The organism is Jeongeupia sp. USM3 (assembly GCF_001808185.1).
In the GTDB taxonomy this organism is placed as follows: Bacteria; Pseudomonadota; Gammaproteobacteria; order Burkholderiales; family Chitinibacteraceae; genus Jeongeupia.
Genome location: NZ_CP017668.1, coordinates 3,078,490 through 3,104,983, shown reverse-complemented (window position 1 = coordinate 3,104,983; position 26,494 = coordinate 3,078,490). Strand labels below are relative to the sequence as shown.

At 66.7% G+C, this 26,494-nt stretch carries 24 protein-coding genes; 11 read left to right on the top strand and 13 right to left on the bottom strand.

Annotated features, from left to right (window positions below; translation table 11 throughout):
- Positions 1–54 precede the first annotated feature (54 nt).
- Positions 55–1,005: an IS481 family transposase gene (locus tag BJP62_RS14720; RefSeq protein WP_070530788.1), complete on the top strand. Its 951-nt coding sequence runs from the start codon at positions 55–57 to the stop codon at positions 1,003–1,005.
- 167 nt (positions 1,006–1,172) lie between these two features.
- Here the strand turns inward: BJP62_RS14720 and BJP62_RS14715 are convergent, their stop codons facing one another.
- Together BJP62_RS14715 and BJP62_RS14710 are read right to left on the bottom strand one after the other, a co-directional pair.
- Positions 1,173–4,850, bottom strand: coding sequence for a DUF2339 domain-containing protein (locus tag BJP62_RS14715; protein WP_168163841.1), 3,678 nt, complete (start codon positions 4,848–4,850; stop codon positions 1,173–1,175).
- A gap of 247 nt (positions 4,851–5,097) precedes the next feature.
- Complete coding sequence (locus tag BJP62_RS14710) at positions 5,098–5,484, bottom strand: hypothetical protein (protein ID WP_070530783.1); 387 nt, start codon at positions 5,482–5,484, stop codon at positions 5,098–5,100.
- Positions 5,485–5,601: 117 nt separating this feature from the next.
- Here BJP62_RS14710 and mutL point away from each other — a divergent pair, with 117 nt between their 5' ends.
- From mutL to BJP62_RS14670, 8 genes are all read left to right on the top strand, one after another.
- Positions 5,602–7,521, top strand: a complete 1,920-nt coding sequence (gene mutL / locus BJP62_RS14705; protein WP_070530781.1) for a DNA mismatch repair endonuclease MutL — start codon at positions 5,602–5,604, stop codon at positions 7,519–7,521.
- Positions 7,521–8,294: a hypothetical protein gene (locus BJP62_RS14700; RefSeq protein ID WP_070530779.1), complete on the top strand. Its 774-nt coding sequence runs from the start codon at positions 7,521–7,523 to the stop codon at positions 8,292–8,294. The genes mutL and BJP62_RS14700 overlap by 1 nt, the downstream gene beginning before the upstream one ends.
- Complete coding sequence (gene miaA, locus BJP62_RS14695) at positions 8,291–9,223, top strand: tRNA (adenosine(37)-N6)-dimethylallyltransferase MiaA (RefSeq protein ID WP_070530777.1); 933 nt, start codon at positions 8,291–8,293, stop codon at positions 9,221–9,223. The genes BJP62_RS14700 and miaA overlap by 4 nt, the downstream gene beginning before the upstream one ends.
- Before the next feature lie 43 nt (positions 9,224–9,266).
- Complete coding sequence (locus BJP62_RS14690) at positions 9,267–10,697, top strand: sigma-54-dependent Fis family transcriptional regulator (RefSeq protein ID WP_083300936.1); 1,431 nt, start codon at positions 9,267–9,269, stop codon at positions 10,695–10,697.
- 354 nt (positions 10,698–11,051) lie between these two features.
- Positions 11,052–12,443 carry a GntP family permease gene (locus tag BJP62_RS14685; protein ID WP_070530776.1) on the top strand — a complete coding sequence of 464 codons (1,392 nt, stop codon included), beginning with the start codon at positions 11,052–11,054 and terminating at the stop codon, positions 12,441–12,443.
- 187 nt (positions 12,444–12,630) lie between these two features.
- Positions 12,631–13,407, top strand: a complete 777-nt coding sequence (locus BJP62_RS14680) for a 3-hydroxybutyrate dehydrogenase (protein ID WP_070530774.1) — start codon at positions 12,631–12,633, stop codon at positions 13,405–13,407.
- Between the two features lie 233 nt (positions 13,408–13,640).
- Positions 13,641–14,342, top strand: a complete 702-nt coding sequence (locus tag BJP62_RS14675) for a CoA transferase subunit A (RefSeq protein WP_070530772.1) — start codon at positions 13,641–13,643, stop codon at positions 14,340–14,342.
- 1 nt (position 14,343) lies between these two features.
- Positions 14,344–15,000, top strand: coding sequence for a 3-oxoacid CoA-transferase subunit B (locus tag BJP62_RS14670; protein ID WP_070530770.1), 657 nt, complete (start codon positions 14,344–14,346; stop codon positions 14,998–15,000).
- 42 nt (positions 15,001–15,042) lie between these two features.
- Here the strand turns inward: BJP62_RS14670 and BJP62_RS14665 are convergent, their stop codons facing one another.
- The 10 genes from BJP62_RS14665 to BJP62_RS14620 all read right to left on the bottom strand — a co-directional run bounded on the left by BJP62_RS14665 (position 15,043) and on the right by BJP62_RS14620 (position 22,988).
- Positions 15,043–15,720 (bottom strand): MarC family NAAT transporter, encoded by a 678-nt coding sequence (locus BJP62_RS14665; protein ID WP_070530769.1) that lies wholly within the window; start codon positions 15,718–15,720, stop codon positions 15,043–15,045.
- A gap of 15 nt (positions 15,721–15,735) precedes the next feature.
- The gene (locus BJP62_RS14660) at positions 15,736–16,983 is read right to left on the bottom strand and encodes a 6-phosphofructokinase (protein ID WP_070530767.1); all 1,248 of its coding nucleotides are present in this window, start codon (positions 16,981–16,983) and stop codon (positions 15,736–15,738) included.
- Between the two features lie 298 nt (positions 16,984–17,281).
- On the bottom strand, positions 17,282–17,665 hold the full coding sequence (locus BJP62_RS14655) for a hypothetical protein (RefSeq protein ID WP_145927216.1): 384 nt from the start codon (positions 17,663–17,665) through the stop codon (positions 17,282–17,284).
- A gap of 89 nt (positions 17,666–17,754) precedes the next feature.
- Positions 17,755–18,732 (bottom strand): glycosyltransferase family A protein, encoded by a 978-nt coding sequence (locus tag BJP62_RS14650; RefSeq protein WP_070530763.1) that lies wholly within the window; start codon positions 18,730–18,732, stop codon positions 17,755–17,757.
- Between the two features lie 336 nt (positions 18,733–19,068).
- Entirely contained in the window at positions 19,069–19,722 is a 654-nt protein-coding gene (gene adk, locus BJP62_RS14645; RefSeq protein WP_070530762.1) for an adenylate kinase, read from the bottom strand.
- A gap of 20 nt (positions 19,723–19,742) precedes the next feature.
- Positions 19,743–20,510 carry a 3-deoxy-manno-octulosonate cytidylyltransferase gene (gene kdsB / locus BJP62_RS14640; RefSeq protein WP_070530760.1) on the bottom strand — a complete coding sequence of 256 codons (768 nt, stop codon included), beginning with the start codon at positions 20,508–20,510 and terminating at the stop codon, positions 19,743–19,745.
- Between the two features lie 7 nt (positions 20,511–20,517).
- Entirely contained in the window at positions 20,518–20,703 is a 186-nt protein-coding gene (locus tag BJP62_RS14635; RefSeq protein WP_070530757.1) for a Trm112 family protein, read from the bottom strand.
- Positions 20,684–21,700: a tetraacyldisaccharide 4'-kinase gene (gene lpxK / locus BJP62_RS14630; protein WP_070530755.1), complete on the bottom strand. Its 1,017-nt coding sequence runs from the start codon at positions 21,698–21,700 to the stop codon at positions 20,684–20,686. The genes BJP62_RS14635 and lpxK overlap by 20 nt, the downstream gene beginning before the upstream one ends.
- A 252-nt stretch (positions 21,701–21,952) precedes the next feature.
- On the bottom strand, positions 21,953–22,369 hold the full coding sequence (locus BJP62_RS14625; RefSeq protein ID WP_070530753.1) for a biopolymer transporter ExbD: 417 nt from the start codon (positions 22,367–22,369) through the stop codon (positions 21,953–21,955).
- 10 nt (positions 22,370–22,379) lie between these two features.
- Positions 22,380–22,988 (bottom strand): MotA/TolQ/ExbB proton channel family protein, encoded by a 609-nt coding sequence (locus tag BJP62_RS14620; RefSeq protein WP_070530750.1) that lies wholly within the window; start codon positions 22,986–22,988, stop codon positions 22,380–22,382.
- Positions 22,989–23,366: 378 nt separating this feature from the next.
- On the opposite strand from BJP62_RS14620, the gene xseA reads away from it, so the two are divergent.
- A complete protein-coding gene (gene xseA, locus BJP62_RS14615; protein ID WP_070530748.1) occupies positions 23,367–24,719 on the top strand; it encodes an exodeoxyribonuclease VII large subunit in 1,353 nt (450 codons plus the stop codon).
- 53 nt (positions 24,720–24,772) lie between these two features.
- Positions 24,773–25,192, top strand: a complete 420-nt coding sequence (locus BJP62_RS14610; RefSeq protein ID WP_070530746.1) for a VOC family protein — start codon at positions 24,773–24,775, stop codon at positions 25,190–25,192.
- Positions 25,193–25,382: 190 nt separating this feature from the next.
- On the opposite strand, the gene BJP62_RS14605 is transcribed toward BJP62_RS14610, so the two are convergent.
- A complete protein-coding gene (locus BJP62_RS14605) occupies positions 25,383–26,246 on the bottom strand; it encodes a 2OG-Fe(II) oxygenase (protein ID WP_145927215.1) in 864 nt (287 codons plus the stop codon).
- Positions 26,247–26,494: the final 248 nt, after the last annotated feature.

Here is a 26,494-nt window from a genome sequence, read left to right as displayed (position 1 = left end):
AAGTTCTGCGAGACTGGAAATCGCCAAACCCCCAGTCACAGAACAAGACACCGGATGAACACACATAAGAATGCCCGACTGACGTATCTGCGTCGCCTGGAAATGGTTCAGGACATCACCGAGCATGGTTTGTCGACCGCGGCGGCGGCGGCACGCCATGGCGTAAGCGCGGTCACCACCCGCAAGTGGCTGGGCCGCTATCTGGTCGGCGGCGCGGCTGCCTTGCTCGACAAATCCTCGCGTCCCGAGCGCTCGCCACGTGCCATTGCGCCCAGCGTTGCCCTGACGATCATCGAATTGCGTCGCAAGCTGTTCCTGCAGGCTCGCATCGCAAGCTATATCGGCGTGTCCAAAGCAACCGTCAGTCGCGTGCTGCGACACGCAGGGCTATCGCGGTTAAGCGACCTGCAGCCCGCAGAGCCTGTGCAGCGCTACGAGCGCGAAACGCCCGGCGAACTGCTGCACGTCGACATCAAGAAGCTCGCCCGCTTCGAGCAGGTCGGCCATCGCATCACCGGCGATCGTCGCCAGAACAGCCGAAACAGCGGCTGGGAATATCTGTTCGTGGCGATCGACGACCATAGTCGCATCGCCTTCACCCGACTCTACCCCGACGAGCGCCGCGCCAGCGCCATCGACTTCCTGCGTGCGGCCAACGACTACTTCAAAACGCTGGGCGTACCGCTCCAGCGCCTGATCACCGATAACGGGCCCGCCTTCCGCTCCCATGACTTCGGCCGCGTTTGCGTTGAACTGGGCATTAAGCAGAGGTTCACCCGCGCCTACCGACCGCAAACCAACGGCAAGGCCGAGCGCTTCATCCAGTCCGCGCTGCGCGAATGGGCCTACGGCCAAACCTATCAACACTCGGATGAGCGCGGCGCAGTCCTGAGGTATTGGAATCATTATTACAACTGGCACCGTCCGCATCACGGCATCGGCTGCCACGTGCCCATGTCCCGTCTCTCAGCAACGAAAAACAACGTCTTGACTCTTCACAACTAACTACATAGACACTGGCCGGCACTTCGAAACGGTAGGCCGGCGCATTGCCCTGCAGCACGATGGGCTGGCGCACGGCGTAGCTGTCAGGCGTGGACGCCGGGGCTTGCGGTTGCGCCGCAAGCAGCGTCATTGGCAGCAGCCACCCCAGTCCCGCCCACCCCCATGCCTTATGCACCGGCCTGCTCCGGGGTTTCCTGAGTTTTCATAGCCGGCGGCAGCGGCGCCAGATAGCCGATCAGCAGCAACAACACGCCGACGCCGATAAAGCTGACGATGCGGGCGATGCCGGCAACCTGCGAGAGATCGAGCATGAAGAGTTTGGCCACCACCAGCACCAGCAGCAGGCCACCGGCAATCCAGATCGCACGGTCCTTACGCCGCGTCGCCAGCACCATCAACAGGAGCGCCAGCAGCGTCCAGAACAGCGACAGTGCTGTCTGAACGACCATCGATTGCATCAGTTCGTGCCAGACATAGGGAAGCCCCGTCCAGTGATGGATGGTGCGCAGCAGCACGGCGTTCAGCCAGACAAAGCCGGTCAGGCCAAAGAAGACGCGCAGGGCGTTCTCCGGTAACAGCGGCTCGCCGTTCCGCCGGGCCATCAGCCAGAACCACGCGCCCAACAGCGTGAGAATCAGCGCCTGCAGCAGATCAAGCGGATTCAAGAGCGGTACAACCGCCATGCGCCCGCCCGCATCGGCCACGTTGGCGTGGAAGGTCCACAGCCAAAGAGCCAGCAGCAATCCACCCGCCACCGGCAGCAGGCGCAGTTCGCGTCCGCGCCAGGCGAGCCACATGCCGAAACCGGCCGCCAGCGCCCACAGAAGAGCAAAGAGCTGCTGCAATCCCAGCGAGTTAGCAATGCCAAACAGCGAATAATCCGCCTGCCAGCCGCCGTGCGCCGCGCGCAGCAGCGCGGCATTCAGCAACAGGAAGATCGCCGCGCTGCCACCGTAGAGCAGCCAGCCCGGCTTGTTGGGCAGCGACTCGTCCTGCCTGCGGCGCTGCTGCCACCAGACATACACCGCGCCGATGGCGGCCAGTTGCGCCAGTTCCAGCAAATTGAGGAAAGGAATATAGGTGAAAGACAGCAGTTGCCCGTCGCTGAGGTTGGCCAGCAGTGTCCAAGCCCCCATCAACGTCAGCATGCCGAACGAGAGCCGCTGCACCACCTGCCGTGCGGGGTCACTACGCAGTTTTCTGGCGAGCAGCACCACCAGCACCGACCAGAACAGCACCAGCACAGACTGCACTTTCAGCGAGGTCAGCAGCGTGGTCATTCCGTAGCCCATGTCGTTCCAGTGATGGAAGAGGCGCAGGATGTCGGCAGTCAGCCAAGGCAGCAAGCTGCCGCACACCAGCCAGGCCGGCAATGGCGCCGGCGGTGTCCACAGCGCTTCGCGCGTCAGCATGCGCAGCCAGGCCAGCACCGACAGCAAGGTCAGGCCGACGACGACATCCAGCGGGTTCAGCAGCGGCAAATAGGCGAGTGGCGCAGGATCGCCATTGCTGGCCAGCGCAACGACAAACCACACGGCCTGTGCGAACAGCAGCGGGAGCGGCGCGACCAGCAGATAGCTGCGGCGATGCAGCTGCACCGGCCACTCCCACTTCGGTGCAAACGAAGAGACCAGCAGCAGTATCGCGCTGCAGCCTAGCGGAATCGCCGTATGGAACCAGATACCCTCGGAAATCAATTCGAGAAGCTGCCAGCCGGCCTCCCGCACCAGCAAGGCGCTCAGGCTCCAGACCAGCAACAGGTGCAGAACCGCCCCGCCCTGCAGACCATTTTCATGGTGTTTCAGCACCAGCCAGCCAGCCGAAAAAGCCAGCGGCAACACCAGCCAACCCAGGTTTTCCGACGGATGCTGCGAAACACCCAGCAGATAAAGCGACCAGCAGGCCAGCACTGCCGGCAGAGCCAGCGCCGGCCAGCGCATCTGCGACCAGCAGAGCCGCCGTGACAGCACGCCTGCCAGCACCAGGCTCAACGTCGTGAAGAGCAGCGAGGACAGGTTTGCCTCTGGGACAAGGCGGTGAATTTCGCGCATCCCGCCCAGGAACCACCACACACCGCCCAGTGCGGCGTACACCGCAGCCAGCGGGCGGCACAATGACAGCCACTCGCACGCGGCGTCGCGTTGCAACAGGTAGCCGGTGATGAGCGCCGACAGGGCCAGCAACAGCAAGGCCATGAACGCGCTATTGAAGATCACAACGGCATCGCCGGCTGCCGGCACCCAGTGCGTGAGCACGGCACCGGTGGCGAGCAGTTGCAGCAGCAGCGCAAAACCGAGCGCAATACGACGCCGCTGACGCAGGCTGATCCAGACAATCGCCGCACCTTCCACCGCCCACATCGCCGCCGTGGCCTGACCATCAAAGGCCAGCGGAATCGCCAGCGTGGCGAAGATCACCCCCAACGCGAGGAAGGATTCGGCGAGCAGATGCATGCGCTTGGGATAGGCCCGTTTAAGCCAGTACGTTAGCGCGAGGTACAGCGCCGCCAGTACGACCGCCCCCCAGGCCAGGCCAAACGGCACGCCCTGCATCAGCTTTGCCAGCAGGCCGAAGCCCACCAGTGGCGTGCCGAACACCAGCGTGCCGTCGACGTAATCGCGCACCTTCAGCTCGCGGTGCAGCGCATACAGGATCGCGATCACCAGATAGAAGGCAAAGAACAGCACCAGGAAGGGCAAGGTCGATGCGCGCAACGCCGGCTCGTAGCGCAAAACACCCCACAGCGTCGCCACGCCAAAGGTGAACGCAAAACCCAGCACATTCAGCGGCCGCCAGGACTTGAACCACGCCATGCCGAAAATGCCGGCATTCAGCAGCGCGTAGTAGCTGAACAGCATGATGTGACTGCCACCGCCGGTACTGGTCAGCAGCGGTGCCAGAAAGCCCCCGGTGATGCCCATCACGGCAAGCGAACGTGCGTCCTGGCGAATGGCCAGCAGTGCGGAAAGAATGGCGAGGACAACAAGGAAAGCCAGCACCACGCCGGCCGGCAGCAGGTTGAAGAGCTTCAGCGTCACAAAGGCGGTGATGTACAGCATCCCCACCCCGCCGCCCTGCAGGATCAGCCCGTAAGCACGCCGTTTCTCGCGCAGGCGCCAGCCGGTGAAGAGCAACCCGCAAGCACCGAGCGCTACACCGGCCAGACGCAATTCGATCGGCAGCAGGTTGCTGTCGGCAGCGTACTTCAGTAGGAACGCCACGCCGAAGAAGAGAATCAGCACACCGACGCGCACCACGGTATTGCCGCCCAGCAGCCAGTCGCGAGCGTATTGCCAGGCCTTCTGGAACAGATTAGGCCCGGTCGGCGTCTGCGCGATGAGTGCTGCCGCCCGCTCCGATGGCTCCGCTGTCGGCTCACTGACGAGTGGCGCAATGGCAGCCGGCTCGGCAAGCGGAACCTCGACCGATACCTCGGGAACGGGTTCGCGGAGAACATCCTTCGAAGCGTACCCAGATTCAACTACAGGCAAAATCTGCTGTACGACTGGCGTTGCAGGAGCGGCAGATTCGGCAGCCGTACGGACGGAAGCCACGGCCTCGGGCAGCGAATCCGGCAGCGGAGGCAAATCCAGCCGCTGGCGCAACAAAGCAACTTCGCTTTCCAGCAACGCGACCCGGGCAGCCAGCACATCAAACTCGGTCGTCCCGGTTGTCACTGGCGCTGTTTGGCCTTGCATTCCGAAGGCAATCGGCGCAGGGCGTACCAGTGCGGCTGGCTTGTCCGAACTGGAAGAACCTGCGGACTGCGCGTCGTTCGTGCCGGAGAACGACAGGAGCAGATTGGCGCCGTAAGCACAGAACGCCAAGACCAGTCCAGCCTCCATGCCAGAGCCGAGGGCTCCAACCACGAATGCGATTACGGCAAACAACAAACCACGCATACCACTCACCGGCGACAACAATCGGCATAGTGTAACGTCACCGCCCAAAACAAAACAAAAAAAGAAATTATTTTGTAAGAAATTTCTTATATTAATAAGCTTAACTAGAAAGAAAATTCTGTTTGCGCACAAGGATTGATTGGCCGCCGGACGAAGCCCGAAATCCGATCAACGGATGGCTATTTCCCGATCAGGCCGTATCGCCCCCTACCGGCAGTTGTAACAGCCGTGGATCGCCGACGCGCATCGTCGTCTGGTTCATCAGCCAGCGCGTCAGCGCTTCGCGCTTGTAGTTCAGCTCGTCGACGCCGAAGCCGGCAAGGTCGACGACCCTTGCGGCCGCGCCGGTCACGACCTCGCCGTCGTGCGTCGGCGCGCACGCCAGATGGCAAAAGCCATCCTGCTCGGTCAGCCAGTACACCTCGTCGCCGTCGTCGACCAGCGCCAGCGTGCCGGGGCGCTGCACCGCCAGTTCGGTTGCGACCAGTTGGCAGACGGCGTGGAACCACTGCCACGCCTGTTCGGTGTCGTCGTCGGCGCCGTAGCGGGGGATGTCGGTGGAGAGCGGCAAGGTCATGGATGAATGGCTCGATGGCTTAGGGTATGAATTGTGCCAGACCGCAGGTCTGCGGCAGCCGCCGAGAATCGAATCGGCAACTGTTATCATGTCGATTTGCCCGCTGCCGTCCCCGCCATGCCCCGCATCCAGGTCCTGTCCGATACCCTCGTCAACCAGATCGCCGCCGGCGAGGTAGTCGAGCGGCCGGCGAATGCACTGAAGGAGCTGCTCGAGAACAGCATCGACGCCGGCGCCGACAACCTGAACGTCGAACTGATGGCGGGCGGGACCAAGCTGATCAAGGTGATCGACGACGGCATCGGCATCGGCCGCGACGATCTCGGGCTGGCGCTGCACCGGCACGCGACGAGCAAGATCCGCGATTTCGACGACCTGCAGCGCGTGGCAACGCTGGGTTTCCGCGGTGAAGGGCTGGCGTCGATCGCGTCGGTATCGCGGCTGGTGCTGACCAGCCGGGAGCGGGACGGCTCGCACGCGTGGCGGGTCGAGGCCGACCACGGCCGGCTCACCGAGCCCGAGCCGGCGGCACTGTCGGTCGGCACGACGATCGAGGTCCATGACCTGTATTACCAGTTGCCCGCACGGCGCAAGTTCCTCAAGTCCGACTCGACCGAATACGCGCACTGCGCCGACATGGTGCAGCGCCTCGCGCTGGCCAACCCGGACAAGCAGTTCACGCTGAGCCACAACGGCCGTGCCCAGCAGCGCTATCTGGCCGGCGATCTGGCCAAGCGCGCCGCGGCGATCCTCGGCGACGAGTTCGCCGCCAGCGCGATCGCGATCGACGAGGCTGCCGGACCGTTGCGCATCCACGGCCTGACCGGCAGCCCGACGCTCGGCAAGGCCAGTCGCGACGCGCAGTATTTCTTCGTCAACGGCCGCTTCGTGCGCGACAAGGTGATCCAGCACGCGCTGCGCGAGGCGTACCGCGACGTGCTGCACCACGACCGCCACGCCGCCTACTGCCTGTTTCTCGACCTCGAGCCCGAGGGCGTCGACGTCAACGTCCATCCGACCAAGATCGAGGTGCGCTTCCGCGAATCGCAGGCGGTCTACCGCTTCCTGCTGCACTCGCTGAAAAAGGCGCTGGCCGATACCAAGGCCGGCATGGCGCCCGGCGAATCGGCACCGGCGCACATTGATCCGGAAACCGGCGAGGTGCTGGCACCCGCATCCGGCCACGCGCAGCAGCCGGTGCTGCGGCCGCAGACCTACGCCGACTTCGCCGCACGCGGCGCCTACAGCCAGCAGCCGATGCCCTTGCCGGTAGCCAACGAGCCGCTGGCGCTGTACGAGAAGATGTTCGGCGACCTGCGCGCAAGCAATACGCCTCAATCCGCCCTCGGAATCGGCCGCGATCACGAAGGCCAGCCGCAGGACAGGTACATCGTGGCACAACAGCCAACGGCCAGCGCACAAGCGCCCTTCCCCGCCCACAACGACGCCGGCATTCCGCCGCTTGGTTTTGCCTTGGCGCAATTGCACGGCGTCTACGTGCTGTCGCAGACCTTTGATGGGCTGATCGTCGTCGACATGCACGCGGCGCACGAACGCGTCGTCTACGAGAAGCTCAAGAACGCACTCGACCTTGAACGGCTGCCGACCCAGCCGCTGCTGATCCCGCACGTGTTCCCGGCCGACCGGCTCGACGTCGCGACGGTCGAGGACCACGGCGACGCGCTGGCGCAGCTCGGCTTCGATCTGTCGGTGCAGTCGCCGACGCATCTGGCGATCCGCGGCGTGCCGCTGCTGCTCAAGGATGCCGACGCGGTCGAGCTGGCCAAGTCGGTGCTGGCCGACATCCGCGACGTCGGCGCCAGCCAGGTGCTGACCGGCCGGCGCAACGAGATCCTCGCAACGATGGCCTGCCACGGCTCGGTGCGCGCCAACCGCGCGCTGACGATTCCCGAGATGAACGCGCTGCTGCGCGAGATGGAAGTCACCGAGCGCAGCGGCCAGTGCAACCACGGCCGGCCGACGTGGTTCCGGCTGACGATGAACGACCTCGACAAACTGTTCATGCGCGGCCAGTGATGGACAGCGTGATCGCGGTCAAGCTGTTTGCCGGCCCACTGGTGATCGGGCTGGCCAGCCTTGCCGGCAAGCGCTGGGGGCCGGCCGCCGCCGGCCTGCTCGGCGGCATGCCGCTGATCGCGGCCTGCGTCGTCACCGCCTTGTGGCTCGAACACGGCCGCGACTACGCGCTCGCCGCCGCCAGCGCCGCACCGGCCGGGCTGTGGGCCAATATCGTCTACATGCTCGCGCTCGGCTTTGCCAGCCGGCGCTTTGGCTGGTTCGGCATGCTGGTCTGCGGCTGGATCGCGTATCTGCTGGTCGCCATCGGTTTGGCGTACGGCGGACTCGCGCACAGCGTGCCGCTCGGCATCGCCGCGCTGGCCGGGCTGCTGATCGCCGCCGGCCTGCTGCTGCCCAAACCATCGGCGCCACCGCGCATCGTGCCGCTGCCGAAGATCGAACTCGCCACCCGGATGCTTGCCGCTTTCGTGCTGGTCGCCGGCCTGACCGCAGTGACGCTGCCGCTCGGCCCGGCGCTGACCGGCGTGCTGTCGGCCGGGCCGGTTGCGGCCACGGTGATCCCGGCGTTCACGCTCGCCAACGCCGGCCGCGACGCCGTACTGGTGCAGCTGCGCGGCTTTCTCACCGGCCTGGTCGGCACCGGCGCGAGCTTCCTGTGCCTCGCACCGCTCGCCGCCCACCTTGGCGCCTGGGCCGCGCTGCCGGCTGCGGCCATCGCGCTCGGTGCCGGCTATGGCGCCAACCTGCTGATGCAAAGACTGCAACGATGAAGCCTGCGATTTTCCTGATGGGCCCGACCGCGTCGGGCAAGACCGCCAGCGCGATCGCGCTGGTCGAAGCCGGCCTGCCGGTCGAGCTGATCTCGGTCGATTCGGCGCTGGTGTTCCGCGACATGGATGTCGGCACAGCCAAGCCGGACGCCGCCGAACTGGCGCGCGCGCCGCACCATCTGATCGACATCATCAGCCCCGAGCAGTCGTACTCGGCCGCACAGTTCCGCAGCGACGCGCTGGCACTGATGGCCGACATCACCGCGCGCGGCAAGGTGCCGGTGCTGGTCGGCGGCACGATGATGTATTACAACGCGCTGCAATACGGGCTGCACGATCTGCCGCAGGCCGACGCCGCGTTGCGCTTGCAGATCGAGGCCGACGCACAGGAGATCGGCTGGCCCGGCATGCATGCGCGCCTCGCCGGCCTCGATCCGGTCACCGCCGCAAGGCTGGCGCCGAACGACTCGCAGCGGGTCGGCCGCGCGCTGGAAATCTGCATCCTCGCCGGCAAGCCGATGGCCGAACTGCTCGCCGCGCCGACCGCCGAGCCGCTGCCGTACGCGCTGCACAAGCTCGCGCTGGTGCCGAACGACCGCGCCTGGCTGCACGCGCGGATCGCACTGCGCTTCGACCTGATGCTGCAAGGCGGGCTGCTAGCCGAAGTGGCGATGCTGCGGCAGAAGTACGCGCTGTCGCTCGAGCTGCCGAGCATGCGCTGCGTCGGCTACCGCCAGGCGTGGGAGCACCTCGATGGCGACTACGGCGCACAGGCGCTGCGCGACAAGGGCATCGCCGCAACGCGCCAGCTCGCCAAGCGCCAGCTGACGTGGCTGCGCGGCATGGACGATGTGACGACGGTCGACAGCCAGAAGCCCGGCCTCGCCGATGCCGTCACCGCGCAGATCGCCGCCTGGATCACCCCTTAGGGATCACCCCCGAGGGATCAAGCCCTAGTCAACGGAGCCGCCGATGAGCGACCTGCCCCCCGCCACCCCGCTCGGCGCGCACCTCGCCGATTACGAACAGACGCGCGACTGGGCGATCGCCTCGCTGTTCCGCTCGTTCGAGACCTTCTGCGAAGGCACGGTCATCGTCGACGCCGACAGCCGAATCGTCTGGATCAACACGCGCTACGCCGACCGCTTCGGCTTCAAGGACCCGGCCGATGCGCTCGGCCGCGACGTCGAGGCCGTGATTCCGTCGAGCCTGCTGCGCGAGGTCGTCCGCACCGGCAAGCCGATGCTGCTCGACCTGATGCCGACGCGCAGCGGCTCGCTCGTCGTCACCCGGCTGCCGCTGCGCGACGAGGCCGGCCGCATCGTCGGCGCGATCGGCTTTGCGCTGTACGACGAGGTCCGCTCGCTATCACCGCTGATCGCCAAGGTCGGCAAGCTCAACGACGAACTCGCCGCCGCGCGCGAATCGCTGGCGCAGACGCGCCGGGCCAAGTATTCGTTCGACAGCTTTGTCGGCAGCGCGCCGGCCAGCGAAGAGGTCAAGCGCCAGGCGCAGCGCGCCGCAACGATGGATTCGCCGGTGCTGCTGCTCGGCGAAACCGGCACCGGCAAGGAAGTGCTCGCGCACGCGATCCACAGCGCATCGCGCCGCGCGCACAAGCCGCTGGTGACGCTGAACATGGCGGCGATCCCCGAAGCGCTGCTCGAGGCCGAGCTGTTCGGCGCCGCCGCCGGCGCCTACACCGGTGCCAAGGGGCGGACCGGCAAGTTCCAGCTTGCCGACGGCGGCACGCTGTTCCTCGACGAGATCGGCGACCTGCCGCTGGCCTTGCAGGCCAAGCTGCTGCGCGTGCTGCAGGACAAGGAATTCGAGGCGCTCGGCTCGAACCTGGTCGTCCGCTCGGACGTGCGCATCATCGCGGCGACGTCGGCCCGGCTGTTGCAGCAGGTCGAAACCGGCGCCTTCCGTGCCGACCTCTTCTACCGGCTCAACGTGCTGTCGATCAGCCTGCCGCCGCTGCGCGAACGCAGCTCGGACATCGCCGCGCTGTGCGCAACGATCTTCGCCGAACTCGCGGCCACCGAAGGCGGTGCGGTACGGCGGATCGACGCCGGCGGCATCGCCCTGCTGCAGGGCTACGACTGGCCCGGCAACGTGCGCGAGCTGCGCAACGTGCTCGAACGCGCAACGATGCTCAGCGACCACCCGCTGCTCGGTGCCGCCGAGCTGCTGCCGCTGCTGCGCCCCGGCCTGCCTTCCCCCCAAAGGGCGACCGCGCCGAATTACGCCGACGCGATGGCCGGCTTCGAGAAACAGCTGCTCGAAGACGCGCTCGCCGCATGCGGCGGCCGCGTCATCGACGCCGCCGCGCGGCTCGGCATCGGCCGCGCCACCTTCTACAAGAAGATGGCGCTGCACGGGCTTCGCGCCGACCAGCCGTAGGCCCAAGCGCCGCGCTACGCACCTCCCACGGTGACCGCATCCTGTCTCTATTCGGAGACTCTCGTCTCCGTTTCGAGACATATGCAAATACCCCACCCAAGCTACTGATCCGTCGTCTCTTTTTCGTGCAACAAAGCCGTCGCCATCGTCCACGTTTGGAGACAAACGCAGCAAGGCCGGAATGGCGGAACCGAGCAATGGTGCGGTTTTCGTAGTCGAAAACAAACTGGTACGAAATTTGCTCCCATACTGGCAGCGCACCAAGGCGGGGCTCATCCCGCCGGGTGCCGGCGCGACGCGTGGTGGCAGGGGCATGATCACCGCCGTTAGCACTCATCCACTGGAGGAGCATTCATGGCTTTCGTCATTGCACTTGCCGCACTCGTCTTCCTGATGTTCGTCGCCTACCGCGGCTACAGCGTCATCCTGATGGCGCCGATCGCCGCGCTCGGCGCGGTACTGCTGACCGATCCGTCGCTGGTCGCGCCGGTGTTTTCCGGCGTGTTCATGGACAAGATGGTCGGCTTCATCAAGCTCTACTTTCCGGTCTTCCTGCTCGGGTCGGTCTTCGGCAAGCTCGTCGAGCTGTCGGGCTTCTCCAAGGCCATCGTCGCCGCGGTGATCCGCTGGATCGGCGCCAGCCGCGCCATCACCGTCATCGTGGCCGTCTGTGCGCTGCTGACCTACGGCGGCGTATCGCTGTTCGTCGTCGTCTTCGCCGTCTACCCGTTCGCGGCCGAGCTGTTCCGCCAGAGCCAGATCCCGAAGCGGCTGATTCCCGGCGTGATCGCGCTCGGCGCGTTCTCGTTCACGATGGATGCACTGCCGGGCACGCCGCAGATCCAGAACATCATCCCGACGACGTTCTTCAAGACCACGACGTGGGCGGCGCCGGTGCTCGGCGTCGTCGGCGCGATCTTCATCACCGTGGTCGGCATCGCCTACCTCGACTGGCGCCGCCGCTCGCTGCAGGCCAAGGGCGAAGGCTACGGCAGCAGCCTTGTCAACGAGCCCGAACCGGTCGACACCAGCCGTCTGCCGTCGCCGTGGCTCGCCGTCGCGCCGCTGTTCCTGATCGGCGTCGCCAACTACGCGTTCACTAAGGCGATCCCGCTCTGGTACGGCAAGGAGCACGTGCTGGCGCTGCCGGGCATGGCCAAGCCGGTGACGACGGCGATCCCGACGATCACCGCGATCTGGGCGGTCGAGGCCGCGCTGCTGCTCGGCATCGTCTTCGTGCTGGTCACCGCCTTCGGCACGGTGAAGCAAAGGATCGCCGAGGGGACCAAGACCGCGATCGGCGGCGCCATGCTCGCGGCGATGAACACCGCGTCCGAATACGGCTTCGGCGCGGTGATCGCGGCGCTGCCGGGCTTCATCGTCATCCGCGAGGCGCTGCAGAGCATCCCGAACCCGCTGGTCAACGCCGCGGTCACCGTCAGCTCGCTCGCCGGCATCACCGGCTCGGCGTCGGGCGGGATGAGCATCGCGCTCGCGGCGATGTCCGAGCATTTCATCGCGGCCTGCCAGGCCGCCGGGATTCCGCTCGAGGTGCTGCACCGCGTGGTCGCGATGGCCAGCGGCGGCATGGACACGCTTCCGCACAACGGCGCGGTGATCACCGTGCTCGCGGTCACCGGCCTCACCCACCGCGAGTCCTACCGCGACATCTTCGCCGTCACCGTGATCAAGACGCTCGCCGTCTTCGTCGTCATTGCCACCTACTACCTGACCGGCCTGGTCTAACAACCAATCCCCATTAGGCGGCTGCGCCTGCGCATTTTGCCGTCGTCCGATGCTCGGAACCCCGCAAGGGGGCTACCTTCGGGTCGTCCTCATGGACCACATGTCCATTCCGGTTCCTGCGCTTCGGGCGACACCAAACTGCCTTGGCTCGCTCCCCTACTGGCGATCGCTTACTAGGAAGCCCTGCATGACCACACTGAAAGGCAAGACCGCCCTCGTCACCGGCTCGACCAGCGGCATCGGTCTGGGCATCGCCCGCACGCTGGCGCAAAACGGCGCCGACATCGTGCTCAACGGTTTCGGCGACGTCGAGGCGGCGATCGGCCAGATCGAGCGTCTGGGCGTCAAGGTCCGCCACCACGGCGCCGACATGAGCCGGCCCGAGGAGATCGAAGCGCTGATGCGCTTTGCCGACGCCGAGTTCGGCGGCGCCGACATCGTCGTCAACAACGCCGGCATCCAGCACGTGGCGCCGGTCGACGATTTCGCGCCCGAGAAGTGGGACGCGGTCCTCGCGATCAACCTGTCGTCGGCATTCCACACGACGCGGCTGGCGATTCCGGGCATGAAGGCGCGCGGCTGGGGCCGCATCGTCAACATCGCCTCGGTGCACGGCCTGGTCGCATCGGCCAACAAGTCGGCCTACGTCGCCGCCAAGCATGGCCTCGTCGGGCTGACCAAGGCGGTCGCGCTCGAAACGGCCGGCACCGCGATCACCTGCAACGCGCTGTGCCCGGGCTGGGTGCTGACGCCGCTGGTGCGCCAGCAGATCGACGCCCGCGCCGGCCAGAGCGGTCGCGACTTCGCCGCCGAACAGAAAGCGCTGCTGCTCGAGAAGCAGCCTTCGGCCGAGTTCGTCACGCCCGAGCAGCTCGGCGCGCTGGCCTTGTTCCTGTGCAGCGACGCGGCGGCACAGGTGCGCGGGGCGGCGTGGAACATCGACGGCGGCTGGGCCGCCCAATGAAGCCAACCTCATCGGGCGGCTGCGCCTGCGCATTTCGTCCCCGTCCGGTGCTCGGAACCCCGCAAGGGGACTACCTTCGGGTCGTCCTCATGGACATCGAGTCCATTGCGGTTCCTGTGCTCCGGGCGGAAACGAACTGCTTTGGCTCGCTCGCCCGCTGAGGCTGGCTTGCGCTGACCACCGGTCACCGAACATCGAAGAAACGCCAGCCCCCGCTTTTAAGGAGGAACACCATGAACAAGCTCTACCCCGATGCCGCCAGCGCGCTGGCCGACATCGTCCGTGACGGCCAGACCGTCGCCGTCGGCGGCTTCGGCCTCTGCGGCATTCCCGAGGCGCTGATCGCGGCGCTGCGCGACAGCGGCGTACGCAATCTGACGGCGATCTCGAACAACGCCGGCGTCGACGGCTTCGGCCTCGGCCAGCTGCTCGAATCGCGGCAGATCAGCAAGATGATTTCGTCCTACGTCGGCGAGAACAAGGAGTTCGAGCGCCAGTACCTCGCCGGCGAGCTCGAGCTCGAATTCACGCCGCAGGGCACGCTGGCCGAGAAGCTGCGCGCCGGCGGCGCCGGCATCCCGGCGTTCTTCACCCGCACCGGCTACGGCACGCTGGTGGCCGAGGGCAAGGAGGTGCGCGAGTTCGACGGCGTGCCGCACATCCTCGAGCACGCGCTCGTCGCCGACGTATCGCTGGTCAAGGCGTGGAAGGCCGATACCGCCGGCAATCTCGTCTACCGGCGCACCGCGCGCAACTTCAACCCGAACGTCGCCACCGCCGGGCGGATCACCGTCGCCGAGGCCGAGATCATCGTCGCGGCCGGCGAACTCGATCCGGACGAGATCCACACGCCGGGCATCTTCGTCCACCGGCTGGTGCACAACGCCCGCCCGGAAAAACGCATCGAACAGCGCACCACGCGCCAAGGAGACTGACATGGCCTGGACCCGTGAACAGATGGCCGCGCGCGCGGCGCAGGAGCTGCAGGACGGCTATTACGTGAACCTCGGCATCGGCCTGCCGACCTTGGTCGCCAACCACATCCCCGCCGGGGTCGAAGTGTGGCTGCAGTCGGAGAACGGCCTGCTCGGCATCGGCCCCTTCCCGACCGAGACGCAGATCGACGCCGACCTGATCAACGCCGGCAAGCAGACGATCACCGCCCTGCCCGGCTCGGCGACGTTCAGCTCGGCCGACTCGTTCGGGATGATCCGCGGCGGCAAGATCAACCTCGCCATCCTCGGCGCGATGCAGGTCAGCGAATCGGGCGACCTGGCCAACTGGATGATCCCGGGCAAGATGGTCAAGGGCATGGGCGGCGCGATGGACCTCGTCGCCGGCGTCAAACGGGTGATCGTGCTGATGGAACACGTCGCGAAGAAAAAGGACGGCAGCGAGGACATCAAGATCCTGCCGCAGTGCACGCTGCCGCTGACCGGCGTGGGCGTGGTCGACCTGATCATCACCGATCTGGGCGTGCTGCAGCTCGGGCCGGGCGGCATCGAGGTGATCGAACTCGCCCCCGGCGTCAGCCGCCACGACATCGCCGAGCGCACCGGCGTGCCGTTGGGCTTTGCCAGGCTGCCGCAATGAAAGAACCGGCCTCGGGGCCGGTTTTTTCATTGCACGCGCCGGTCAGCCTGCGGCCGCCCCCGGCCAGAACGACGGATCGCGCAGCAGGCCGGCAATGCCGTCGATGAAGAACTGGATACCGATGCAGATCAGGAAGAAGCCCATCAGCCGGGCGATGGCGTTGAGGCCGGTTTCGCCGAGCTTCCAGTACAGCTTGAACGCGACGCGCAGCAGCAGCCAGTTGATCAGCGCGGTCAGCATGATGCCGATGCAGACCGACGCGTAGCCGAGCCACAAGGGCAGCACCGTGCTGTTGTGGATCGTCGACGACAGCGAGATCACCGCGGCGATCGACCCCGGCCCGGCCAGCGACGGCATCGCCAGCGGCGTGAACGAGACGTCCTGCTTGCGCTTGGCCTCCTGCTTGGCGGCGTTCGGCAGCGGGCCGTTCTCGGGCGGGAACAGCATCCGGAAGCCGAGGTAGCTGATGATCAGCCCGCCGGCGATCCGCAGCCCCGGAATCGAGATGCTGAAGAAGTCCATGATCAGCGCCCCGACCAGCAGGAACACGATCAGGATCTCGGCCATGTAGATGCAGGCGCGCTTGAGCTGCCGCTGCCGCTCCTCGTCGGAGAGGTCGGCGGTGATCGACAGCACCAGCGGCGCCGCCGACAGCGGATTGGTGATCGGCAGCAGCGCCAGCAAGGCAGCGAGGATGTAGGAGAGGATCGCGGCGGTCATCCCTCCACCCTAAATTCAGCCGCGTTCGAACGGAATCAGTTTTTTCGGCAGGTGGGAAAATTGCCAGCGCGGATAAGCCGGCAGCCCGTCGACGAACGGCGGCGGCGCCTCGCCGACGATCAGCGGGGCAAAGTACGCGCGGCCCTCGGCCGAGAGGCGCCAGCCGTCGGCATCGAGGTATTCGCGCGGCAGCGGCTTCTCGCGGTTGGCGACGTCGGCCAGCGGCACGGCGTCGATGCGCCAGCGGTATGGTTCGCTGTCCTCGCGGATGATCGCCGGCATCACACTGCGCTGGCCCTTGACCGCGAATTCGACCGCGGCTTCGCCGACGGCGATCGCCTGCGCGAGGTCGGTCGCCGAGGCGATGTGCCGCGCGGCGCGCTGCAGGTAGTCGGCAACGGCCCAGTGGCACTTGTGGCCGAGCTCGTCCTTGATCAGCTTGGCGAGAATCGGTGCGACGCCGCCGAGCTGGATGTGGCCGAACGCATCGGCACCGCCGGCTTCGGACAGGAAGGTGCCCTTGGCGTCGCGCGTGCCTTCGGCGGCGACAATGGTGCAGTAGCCGACGCGGGCGATCGTTTCCTTCACCGCCTTGAGGAATCGGCCCGGCTCGAAGGCGACTTCCGGCGTCAGGATCAGGTGCGGTGCCGCGTCGTTGTCCTGCGCGGCAAGGCCGGCCGATGCGGCAATCCAGCCGGTATGGCGGCCCATCACCTCGAGGATGAAGACCTTGGTCGAGCTGGCCGCCATCGACGCGACATCGAGGCCGGCCTCGCGGATCGCGGTGCCGACGTACTTGGCGACCGAGCCGAAGCCCGGCGAGCAGTCGCTGTGCGGCAGGTCGTTGTCGATGGTCTTGGGTACGTGCACCGCGGTCAGGTCGTAGCCGTGGTACTGGGCGAATTCGGCGACCTTGAGGCAGGTGTCGGCCGAATCGCCGCCGCCGTTGTAGAACAGGTAGCCGATGTCGTGCGCGGCGAACAGTTCGAACAGCCGGGTCAGCTCGGCGCCGTGGCGCAGCTTGTGGCGGCACGAGCCGAAGGCGCCGCCGGGCGTCGTCTTCAGCGCGGCGAGTTGGGATTCGCTCAACTGGGCGGTATCGATCAGCACCTCGTCAAGCGCGCCGAGAATGCCGTTCTGCGCGGCGTAAACGGTGCCGATGACGTCGGGGTGGCGCCGCGCGGCGCTGATGACGCCGTAGGCAGAGGCATTGATGACCGGGGTGACACCGCCCGATTGGGCGTAAAGCGCATTCTTCGGCATGGCCGGCTCCGAGCTGGGTTTCTTTTACTAATTTGGCGCAGTGCAGCAGGGCCGGCCATCGGGAGTTTCCGACATGGGGCAATCCCGGTGCGGGGTATTGGCGATTGCGCCGCGGCGGCGCGACGCCCCGGCACGGATCACCGCCAGGCCCCGGCAACCGGTGTCGAACCCGTGCCGTGCGGGGCGCCGCAGCGTGCTCGCCGGCAGCCCGGCGACGCATGACGGGCTTGGACGATCGGCCGCGGCCGACCGCGCCGGCCGTCGTCCGGTCGAGCGTCTGCACGGCCACGGCGCCGGCTTACGCCACCGAGCGGTAGAGCCAGTTCAGCAGCTCGCCCGGATCGCCGCGCATCACCTTGCGCAGCTCGAGCCGCACGTCCTCGTGCGGCATGCCCTGCGCGGTCAGCGCTTCGAGCACATGATCGAACTCGCCGCGCAGATCGCCATGGCTGCGCCGCTCGACCTGACAGGTCTGCATCACCTCGCCGCAGCCGCAGCGCCGCCAGCGGCTGACCGAGCCGGCCTGGCTTTCGACCGATGGCGGCGCCTCGGCCTCGGTGGTCTGCCCGGTAAAGGCGTCGTAGCTGTCGTAGGCCCGACGGCAGCCCGGACACGCATGCGGATAGGCGAGGATCTGCTGCGGCAGCGCCATCTCGCCCGAATACCCACTCGGCTTGCTCATATCTCACCCCGTCTATTAGCTGACGTAGTTCTTTTATAAGCTGCGCAGCAACATGCAAGCCGGACTCGGTGGAAACCGGCCGATGATCGTCATCCGCAGCCGAACAAGCGCTCGGGCGGCACGCCGTACGATGCACCGCGGCCCGCCAGCCCCCTGGCGCGCAGCGGCGCCAGACACGCCGCCAGCCAGTCGGGATCATAGCGGCCGCTGGCGGCGTTGGCCGCCAGCAGCGCCGCATGCCAGTGGTGGACATCGTCCGCAGGCAGACGGACCGCCGGATCGCCATACGGCCACAGCCAGTACGGCGACAGCGCGGCGTGCACCGCCAGCAGGCCGTCATCGACGTCGACCCCCATCGCGGCCAGCTGGCGCCGCCACAGCGCCAGCACCGCCGGGTGCGGCGTTGCGGCCGACAGCGTCGCGGTCATCTGCGCCGGGTGCAGCCGGTAGTCGACCAGCGGCTGGCCGCAACTGCCAAGCCTGCCGTGCCCGGCAAGCCGGACGAAGAAATCCCAGTCCTCGGCCATGCCCGTACCGGGCGTTCGCCAGACGTCGAGCGCCGCCCACGCGGCGCGGCGCAGCATCAGCGCCGGCTGCGCCATCGCGCAGTAGAACAGCAGCTCGACCCGGATCGCCGCATCGTCGACCGGAAAACGCCGGCAACGGCCTCGCGTCCCGTCCGGCGCCAGTTCGACCATGTCGGCGCCGGCAGCGACAAGATCGGGATGCGCCGACAGATACGCCGCCTGCACGGCGAAACGCCGCGGATGCGTCAGGTCGTCGCCGTCGGCAAACGCCAGCCAGTCACCGGTGGCCTGCGCCATCGCGGTATTCAGCGCATTCGCCAGACCGCGGTTGCCGTCGTGGCGCAGGTGGCGCACGGCGAACGGCGCCCTGCCCGCCCACGCATCGACCGCGTCGGCCAGCGTCGATGCCGAGCCGTCGTCGACCAGCACGAGTTCGACGCCGGCAAAGCCGCGCAGATCGGCGGCCGAGATCGAATCGAGCTGCGCCCGCAGCAGCGGCCACGGCGTGTTGAAGTAAGGCAGGAGGACGGAAAGGCGCATCTAGGGCCTGTCGTCATGAGTTTCACGACTGCGTTCGGGGCAGTTCGGGATGGCGTGCACGAAGCCAGTCACGCCGCGGTACGCGTACCGCAAGTGGCTGACGACACCGCGCGGCGCCCGAAATGCCCCGAGCCCGAAGGGCTGAGCCGAAAAAAGACCATCCACTACGTTGCGCTCCTTGGAAACAACTCGTTATTACCGGTGTCGCGCGCCTTGTGGCTGGCCCTTTTTCGGTACAGCGCAGCCGCGAAACTCATGACGACAGGCCCTGGATTCCGGCGGCGGATACAACAACGCCCCGCTGGGCGGGGCGCTGTCGTTGTACGGCTCAGGCGATCAGGCCAGCGCCTTGAAGATGTCGTCACGGATCGTTTCGACCGCGCCGACACCGTCGACCTTGACGTACTTCGGCGCCTTCACGTCGCCGGACGCAGCCAACTGGCCGTAGAAGCCGACCAGCACCGCGGTCTGTTCGTGGTACACGGCCAGACGCTTCTTGACGGTTTCTTCGACGTCGTCGGCACGCTGGATCAGGTCCTCGCCGGTCACGTCGTCCTTGCCTTCAACCTTGGGCGGGTTGAACTTGACGTGGTAGCTGCGGCCCGACGCCGGGTGCACGCGACGGCCAGCCATCCGTTCGACGATGGCTTCGTCCGGCACGGCGATCTCGACCACGTAGTCGATGTCGACGCCGGCTTCGCGCATCGCTTCGGCTTGCGGGATCGTGCGCGGAAAGCCGTCGAACAGGAAGCCGTTGGCGCAGTCGGCCTCGGCAATGCGTTCCTTCACGAGACCGATGATGATGTCGTCACGCACCAGACCGCCCGCATCCATGATCGCCTTGGCTTCGAGGCCCAGCGGCGTGCCGGCCTTGACCGCCGCGCGCAGCATGTCGCCGGTGGAGATTTGCGGGATGCCGAACTTTTCCTTGATGTAGTTCGCCTGCGTGCCCTTGCCTGCGCCGGGCGCGCCGAGGAGGATCAGTTTCATCGTGGTCTCTGTTTTAGTGGTTAGTAATTCTGTTGTGCCAGCAGCCGGCGCACGCGTTCGAGGTCTTCCGGCGTATCGACGCCGGCGGCCGGTGCGTGCGCTGCAACATGAACACCGATGCCGTAACCATGCCACAGCACCCTCAGCTGTTCCAGCGCTTCGATCCCTTCGAGCGGCGAAGGCGACAGATCGCGGTAAGTACGCAGGAATCCGGCCCGATAGGCGTAGATGCCGATGTGCCGCTGCGGCACGACACCGTCGGGCAGCGCGCCGCGATCAAGCGCGAACGCGTCCCGCGGCCACGGAATCGGCGCGCGGCTGAAGTACAGCGCCCGGCCCGCCGCGTCGGTGACGACCTTGACGACGTTCGGGTTGAGGAAGTCCTCGGCCGAGTCGATCGCGTGGCAGGCGGTCGCCATCGGCAGGGCCGGATCGGCAGCCAGCGTCGCCGCGACCGCGTCGATCAGCGCCGGGTCGATCAGCGGCTCGTCGCCCTGGACGTTGACGATGATTTCATCGTCGGCCAGCCCCATCCTGTCGACCGCTTCGGCAAGCCGGTCGGTGCCCGACGGATGGTCTGCGCGCGTCAGGAGGCTGACATACCCGGACAGCGCCACGGCGTCCTGGATGCGCATGTCGTCGGTCGCGACGCAGACCGTGTAGGCATCCGATTTCAGCGCCTGTTCGACGACGCGGACGATCATCGGCTTGCCGCCGATGTCGGCCAGCGGTTTGTCGGGCAGGCGGGTCGACTTGAGCCGCGCCGGAATGATCACCGTGAACTTCATCGCGCGCTCAGCCGCCGACTTCTTCGGTCGGATCGAGCTCGCGCGCCTCGCCCTCGAGCATCACCGGAATGCCGTCGCGGATCGGATAAGCGAGTCGGTCGCCCTTGCAGATCAGCTCCTGCTTCGCCTTATCGAAGACGAGCGGGCCCTTGCAGACCGGGCAGACGAGGATTTCAAGCAGCTTTGCGTCCATTTTGCAGCCTTGTTGCGAGCCATTGCCCCAGGTCCGGGGACAGCATGGCGTTGACCGGTAAAACCCAGATTCTAGCACCGTCGCCCCTGATCTCCGGCTGCGCGGCCAGTTTGACCGCGTCCTTCTCGGTAGTGACCAGCGTACCGGGCGGCAATTCGCCCGCCACATAGGCGTGGTGGTCGGCGAAGGCATGGCGGCCAAACGCCAACCCGAGCGCTTCGAGCGTGGCGAAAAAGCGTGCGGGGTTGCCGATGCCGCAGACCGCAGCGAGCGTGTCGCCCGCCAGATCGGCGGCATCACAAGTGATCGTCGCGTCGTCGAGCCGGTACAGCCGCCCCGGCCGCAACGTCATATCGAATTGCTGCGCGAACTGCTGCGGATGCAGCGCACGGGCGGCGGCGCCGTTGACAACCACGGCATCGACGCCCGCCAGCCGCGACAGCGGCTCGCGCAGCGGCCCGGCCGGCAGCAGCCAGCCATTGCCGAAACCGCGCGCGCCGTCGACGACGCACAGCTCGACATCGCGGCCCAGCCGGTAGTGCTGCAGGCCGTCGTCGCACAGCAGCACGTCGACCTGCGGATGTACCGCCAGCAGCGCCCTGCCGGCCGCGGCGCGATCGCGGCAGACGAACACCGGCACGCCGGCCGCACGCGCCAGCAGCACCGGCTCGTCGCCGGTCAGCGCCGGATCGCTGTCCGGTTCGACCGGCGTCGGGCCTTCGGCCTGGCCGCCGTAGCCGCGCGAAATGATGCCGGGCGTGAAGCCGCGCCCGGCCAGCGCGCGGGCCAGATACGCCGTCAATGGCGTCTTGCCGGTGCCGCCGGCGGTCAGGTTGCCGACGACGACGACCGGCACCGGCAGGTGCTCGACCCGCTTGAGTCCATGCCGGAACAGCATGCGCCGCAGTGCGCCGATCGCGGCAAACAGCAGTGACAGCGGCGCCAGCGCCCACTTCAGCGGGTGGGTGCCGTACCAGATGCGTTCGGGCAAGCTCATGCGTGGTCCCCGTTGTGCCCGTACGGGCGGCGAAAAAGCAAAACGGGGCATCGGCCCCGTTTTGGTACTGTGATCAAACCGCAAACCTGCCTGAGTCGGCGAGCGAGCCGCAGCAGTTTGTTCACGCCCGAAGCGCAGAAACCGGAAGGACATGAAGTCCATGAGGACGACCCGAAGGTAGCCCCCATGCGGGGTTCCGAGCATCGGACGAGGGCAAAATGCAAAGGCGCAGCCGCCGAACGAGGCGGGTTTCTACTTGCCGGTCTGCGTCGCGAAGGTCAGCTTGCCATAACCGGCGAGCCTTGCCGCTTCCATCACGTTGACGACGTTCTGGTGCGTCGCCTGCGAATCGGCGTTGATGACGATCATCGGGTCGTTGTTGCCACCGGCGGCGCGGCGCAGCTCGGCGGCAAACGCCTCCTGGCTGCCGAAAGTGGTGGTCTGGTTGTTGATGCTGTACTGGCCGGCGGCCGAGATCGCGACCTGGACCGATTGCGGCATCTCGACGGTCTTTTCGGCGTCGGCGGTCGGCAGGTTGATCTTCAGCTCGGCGAAGCGCGAATACGTCGTCGTCGCCATCAGGAAGATCAGGATCACCAGCATCACGTCGATCAGCGGGATGAAGTTGATCTCCGGCTCGTCGCGATGGCGCCCCTTGCGGAATTTCATCGTCGTCGCCTCAGTTGCGGTCGCCGTGGACGACTTCGACCAGCTTCACGGCCTGCTGCTCCATTTCGACGAGGAAGTCGTCGATCTTGCCGCGGAAATAGCGGTAGAACATCAGTGCCGGCACGGCGACCATGATGCCCGACGCGGTGTTGTACAGCGCGACCGAAATCCCGTGCGCCAGCGTCGCCGGGTCGGTGCCGCCGGTCGGCGATTGCGCGCCGAAAATCTCGATCATGCCGATCACCGTGCCCAAGAGGCCGAGCAGCGGCGTCACCGCGGCGATCGTGCCGAGGGTGTTCAGGTAGCGTTCGAGCTGGTGCGCGACCGCCGAACCGGTTTCCTCGATCGACTCCTTCATGATGTCGCGCGAGCTCTTGACGTTCTTCAGGCCGGCGGCGAGCACCCGGCCGAGCGGGCTCGAGGCGGCAAGCTTGCCCAGCATCTCCGGCGATACGCCGCTGCTGCGGTATTCCTGCACCGCCCGGGCGAGAAGCCCCTCGGGCAGCACCTGCGATTTGCGCAGCGACAGCAGGCGCTCGATGATGATCGTCACCGCGGTGACGGAACAGACGATAATGGTCCAGATCGGCCAGCCGGCGGCCTCGATGATGGCGAGCATTCGGATCAATCCAGTAAAGGCATGCGGAAAACCGCGTAACTGTATCGGGATTGGCGGCAGCGGAAAAGCCGCAAGCTGCCAATCGGCGCGATCCGTGGCGGGCCGCCATGATCGCGGGGCCGCGCGGCGGACGGCAGCGGCGCAAGCTGACAGCACAATGCTTACGAACAGGCTGTGGATAACAATGTGCACAAAACGGTGCAGCGCTGTGCAGGAAAGGAACAACTACCAGACGCCGCGGTGCAATCCGAAGGCGGAAAACATAATAAAAACGATAAAAATCAACAAACTACAATAACAACCTCAACTACAACCACCCCATCCAGCGCAAAGCCAGCCGTAGTGCGGCCTCTGTGGATTACAGGACCCTGAGCCGAGATGTTTTCCCAAAAGTCAAGCGTCAATGTCATTACAGTGTCCGAGCTGAACCGTCAGGTTCGTGACTTACTGGAAGGCTCATTTCCGATACGCTGGATCGCCGGCGAGCTCTCCAACTTCAAACGCTACGACTCCGGCCACTGCTATTTCAGCCTCAAGGACGCCGGCGCGCAGGTCCGCTGCGTGATGTTCCGCAACCGCGCCGCGCTGCTCGATTTCCAGCCCAGGGAAGGCCTGCAGGTCGAGGTCCGCGCGGTGGTGTCGCTGTACGAGGCGCGCGGCGACTATCAGCTCACGATCGAGGCGATGCGCCCGGCCGGTGTCGGCAACCTGTTCGAGGCGTTCGAGGCCCTGAAGAAGAAGCTCGCCGCCGAGGGCCTGTTCGACGCCGCGGCCAAGCGCGCCCTACCCACCTTCCCGCGCGCAATCGGCATCGTCACGTCGCCGAAGGCCGCCGCGCTGCGCGACGTGCTGACGACGCTCCGGCGCCGCCACCCCGGCCTGCCGGTGATCATCTATCCGACCGCCGTGCAGGGCGCGACCGCCGCCAACGACATCGCCGCCGCGATCCGCAACGCGGCCAAGCGCAACGAGGTCGACACGCTGATCGTCTGCCGCGGCGGCGGCAGTCTCGAAGACCTGTGGTCGTTCAACGAAGAAGTCGTCGCCCGCGCCATCGCCGCCAGCCCGATGCCGGTGGTGTCGGGCGTCGGTCACGAAACCGACTTCACCATTGCCGACTTCGTCGCCGACGTGCGCGCACCGACGCCGACCGCCGCCGCCGAGCTCGCCAGCCCGAACCGCGACGAATGGCTGATGCGGCTGGGCCAGCAGTCGGCGCGGCTTCGCCGTGCGCTCGAACGCGGCCTGCACAGCCGGATGCAGCTCGTCGACCAGCTCGGCCGGCGGCTGCGCCATCCGGGCGAAGCGCTGGCACAGCGGCGCGACCGGCTCGCCGGGCTCGCGCTGCGGCTCGGCCAGGCCGGCAACCGCCAGCTTGCCGACCGGCGCGCCGGGCTGGAGCGGCTGGCGCTGCGACTGGCCCACCGGCAACCGCAGACGGCGGCGCAGGCCCAGAGGCTGGCCGAGCTGCAGCGGCGCCTGTCGTCGGCTGCCGCACGCAGCGGCGAATCCGGCCGGCGCCGGCTCGATACGCTTGCCGCCCGTCTGGCGGCGCTGAACCCGCACGCGGTACTGGCACGCGGCTATGCGCTGGTCGAACGCCCCGATGGCCGCGTCGTCCAGCACGCCAGCGAGCTTGCCCGCGGCGATCAGGTGGCGCTGCGCTTTGCCGACGACAGTGTCGACGCGCAGATCACCGGCCGTCCGGTACAGCAGCAGGACCTGTTTTGAACGGCATGACGGTGGCACACTCGAAGACTGACCCACCCCGCAAGGAGACACCGATGAGCCACCTGCCGCTGCTGTCCCACGTTTCGCTCGGCACCAACGATTTCGAACGCGCGGTCGCGTTCTACGACACGGTCATGCCGGCGCTCGGCTGCAAGCGCCTCGAGCAGTTCCCCGGTGCGGCCGCCTACGGCCGCGACTACCCGGAGTTCTGGATCCAGATACCGATCGACGGCCAGACCGCCAACGTCGGCAACGGCACCCACATCGGCTTTACCGCGCCCGACAAGGCCGCGGTCCGGGCGTTCTACGACGCGGCGCTGGCCGCCGGCGCGACGGCCGACGGCGAACCCGGTCCGCGGCCCGACTACGGCGAACCGTATTTCGGCTGCTTCGTCCGTGATCCGGACGGCCACAAGATCGAAGCCGCCTACTGGGATTTTTCGCTCGATACGGCCCCGCCGCACCAGTGCTGACCGGCGCCCGAACTGGCACCGCCCAAGAAAAACGCCCCGCATCGCAGGGCGTTTTCAGTTGGATCGGCGTCGCGTAGCGCCGCTGGAAAAACTGACGAAATGGTGCCGGCAAGGCGCGCGAAACGTCCCGCAGGGGCTCCCTTCCGCCGCAGCAGTCGGCCAGCGAGCGCGGTCGGCAGGGTAGCGGCGCTCAGCCGAAGCGGCGCTGGCGCATCCACTTGGTGGCGATCCACTTCTCGCCATCCCGCACCGGCGCGCCGCCGTGCAGGGTCAGCGGATCGACTTCGCCGTGGCTGTTGGTGTACTCGAAATACACCGCGCTGCCCTTCTTCGGCGCGACCGATACGCCGAGCTCGGGGAAAATCGTCTCGCCGCCGGTATCGACGTCGTTCAGGTACATCACCATCGTCGACACGCGCTGGCCGCCGTTGGCCAGATGCGCCGCGCTGCCCGGATCGGCGGTCGGGAAGTAGTCGTAGTGCGGCTTGTACTCGCCGGCGGTCTTGTAGTTGAGGATCTGGATGCCCTCGCCGTTCTCGATCGGCCAGTTCATCACCGCGGCGATGCGCGCGTCGAGCCGGGCGATGAAGTCGTTCTCGTTCAGCGTGAAGAAGGTGCCGAAGCTGGTGCGGTCGGCGATGACCTCGTGCTTGCCGGTCTGCGGATCGACGATGGTCGAGCGCTGCAGCTTGCGCTCGGACTGGCGAATCAGCTCGTCGCACTCCTCGTGCGAGAGCAGCCCGTCGAGCACCGCGATCACCGGCTGGCCGATGCGGCTGACGATGCGTACGTCGCGGTCGGCCGTGCGGATCACGTTGCCTTCATGGTTGAAGCGCGGCGCTTCGTAGCGGTAGCCGTTCGTGGCGGGCTGCGACGGCTGGGCGGGCTGCGGCGTGCCGCTGCTCGACAGCTGGAACACCACGGCGTTGGCGAACATCGGGTCGAAGTTCTTTTCGACCATCACCTCGACCAGCGACATCGGCGTACACCCGCGCTGCAGGTTCTCGGTGATCCAGCCCTGCCAGTCGGGCGAGAGGTGCGTAATCCGGTCCATGATCTCCATCCTCGGTTTTTTGTTGTCCATGTTTTTCGGCCATTCTCGACGGCCGATTTCCGCTTGTCACCTGCCGGAGATATTGCAATGCAACATCCGAGACACCGTTATCTGCGGTCGCAATATGCTGCAACGCAATACAGCCCGACGAACGGCCGGACTACCGGCGCGGGCGGTCGGGCGCGCGGCGCCGGCATGCCACGGAGCGGTCACGCGGTCTGTGATAGAATTTCCCGTTCGATTCAACC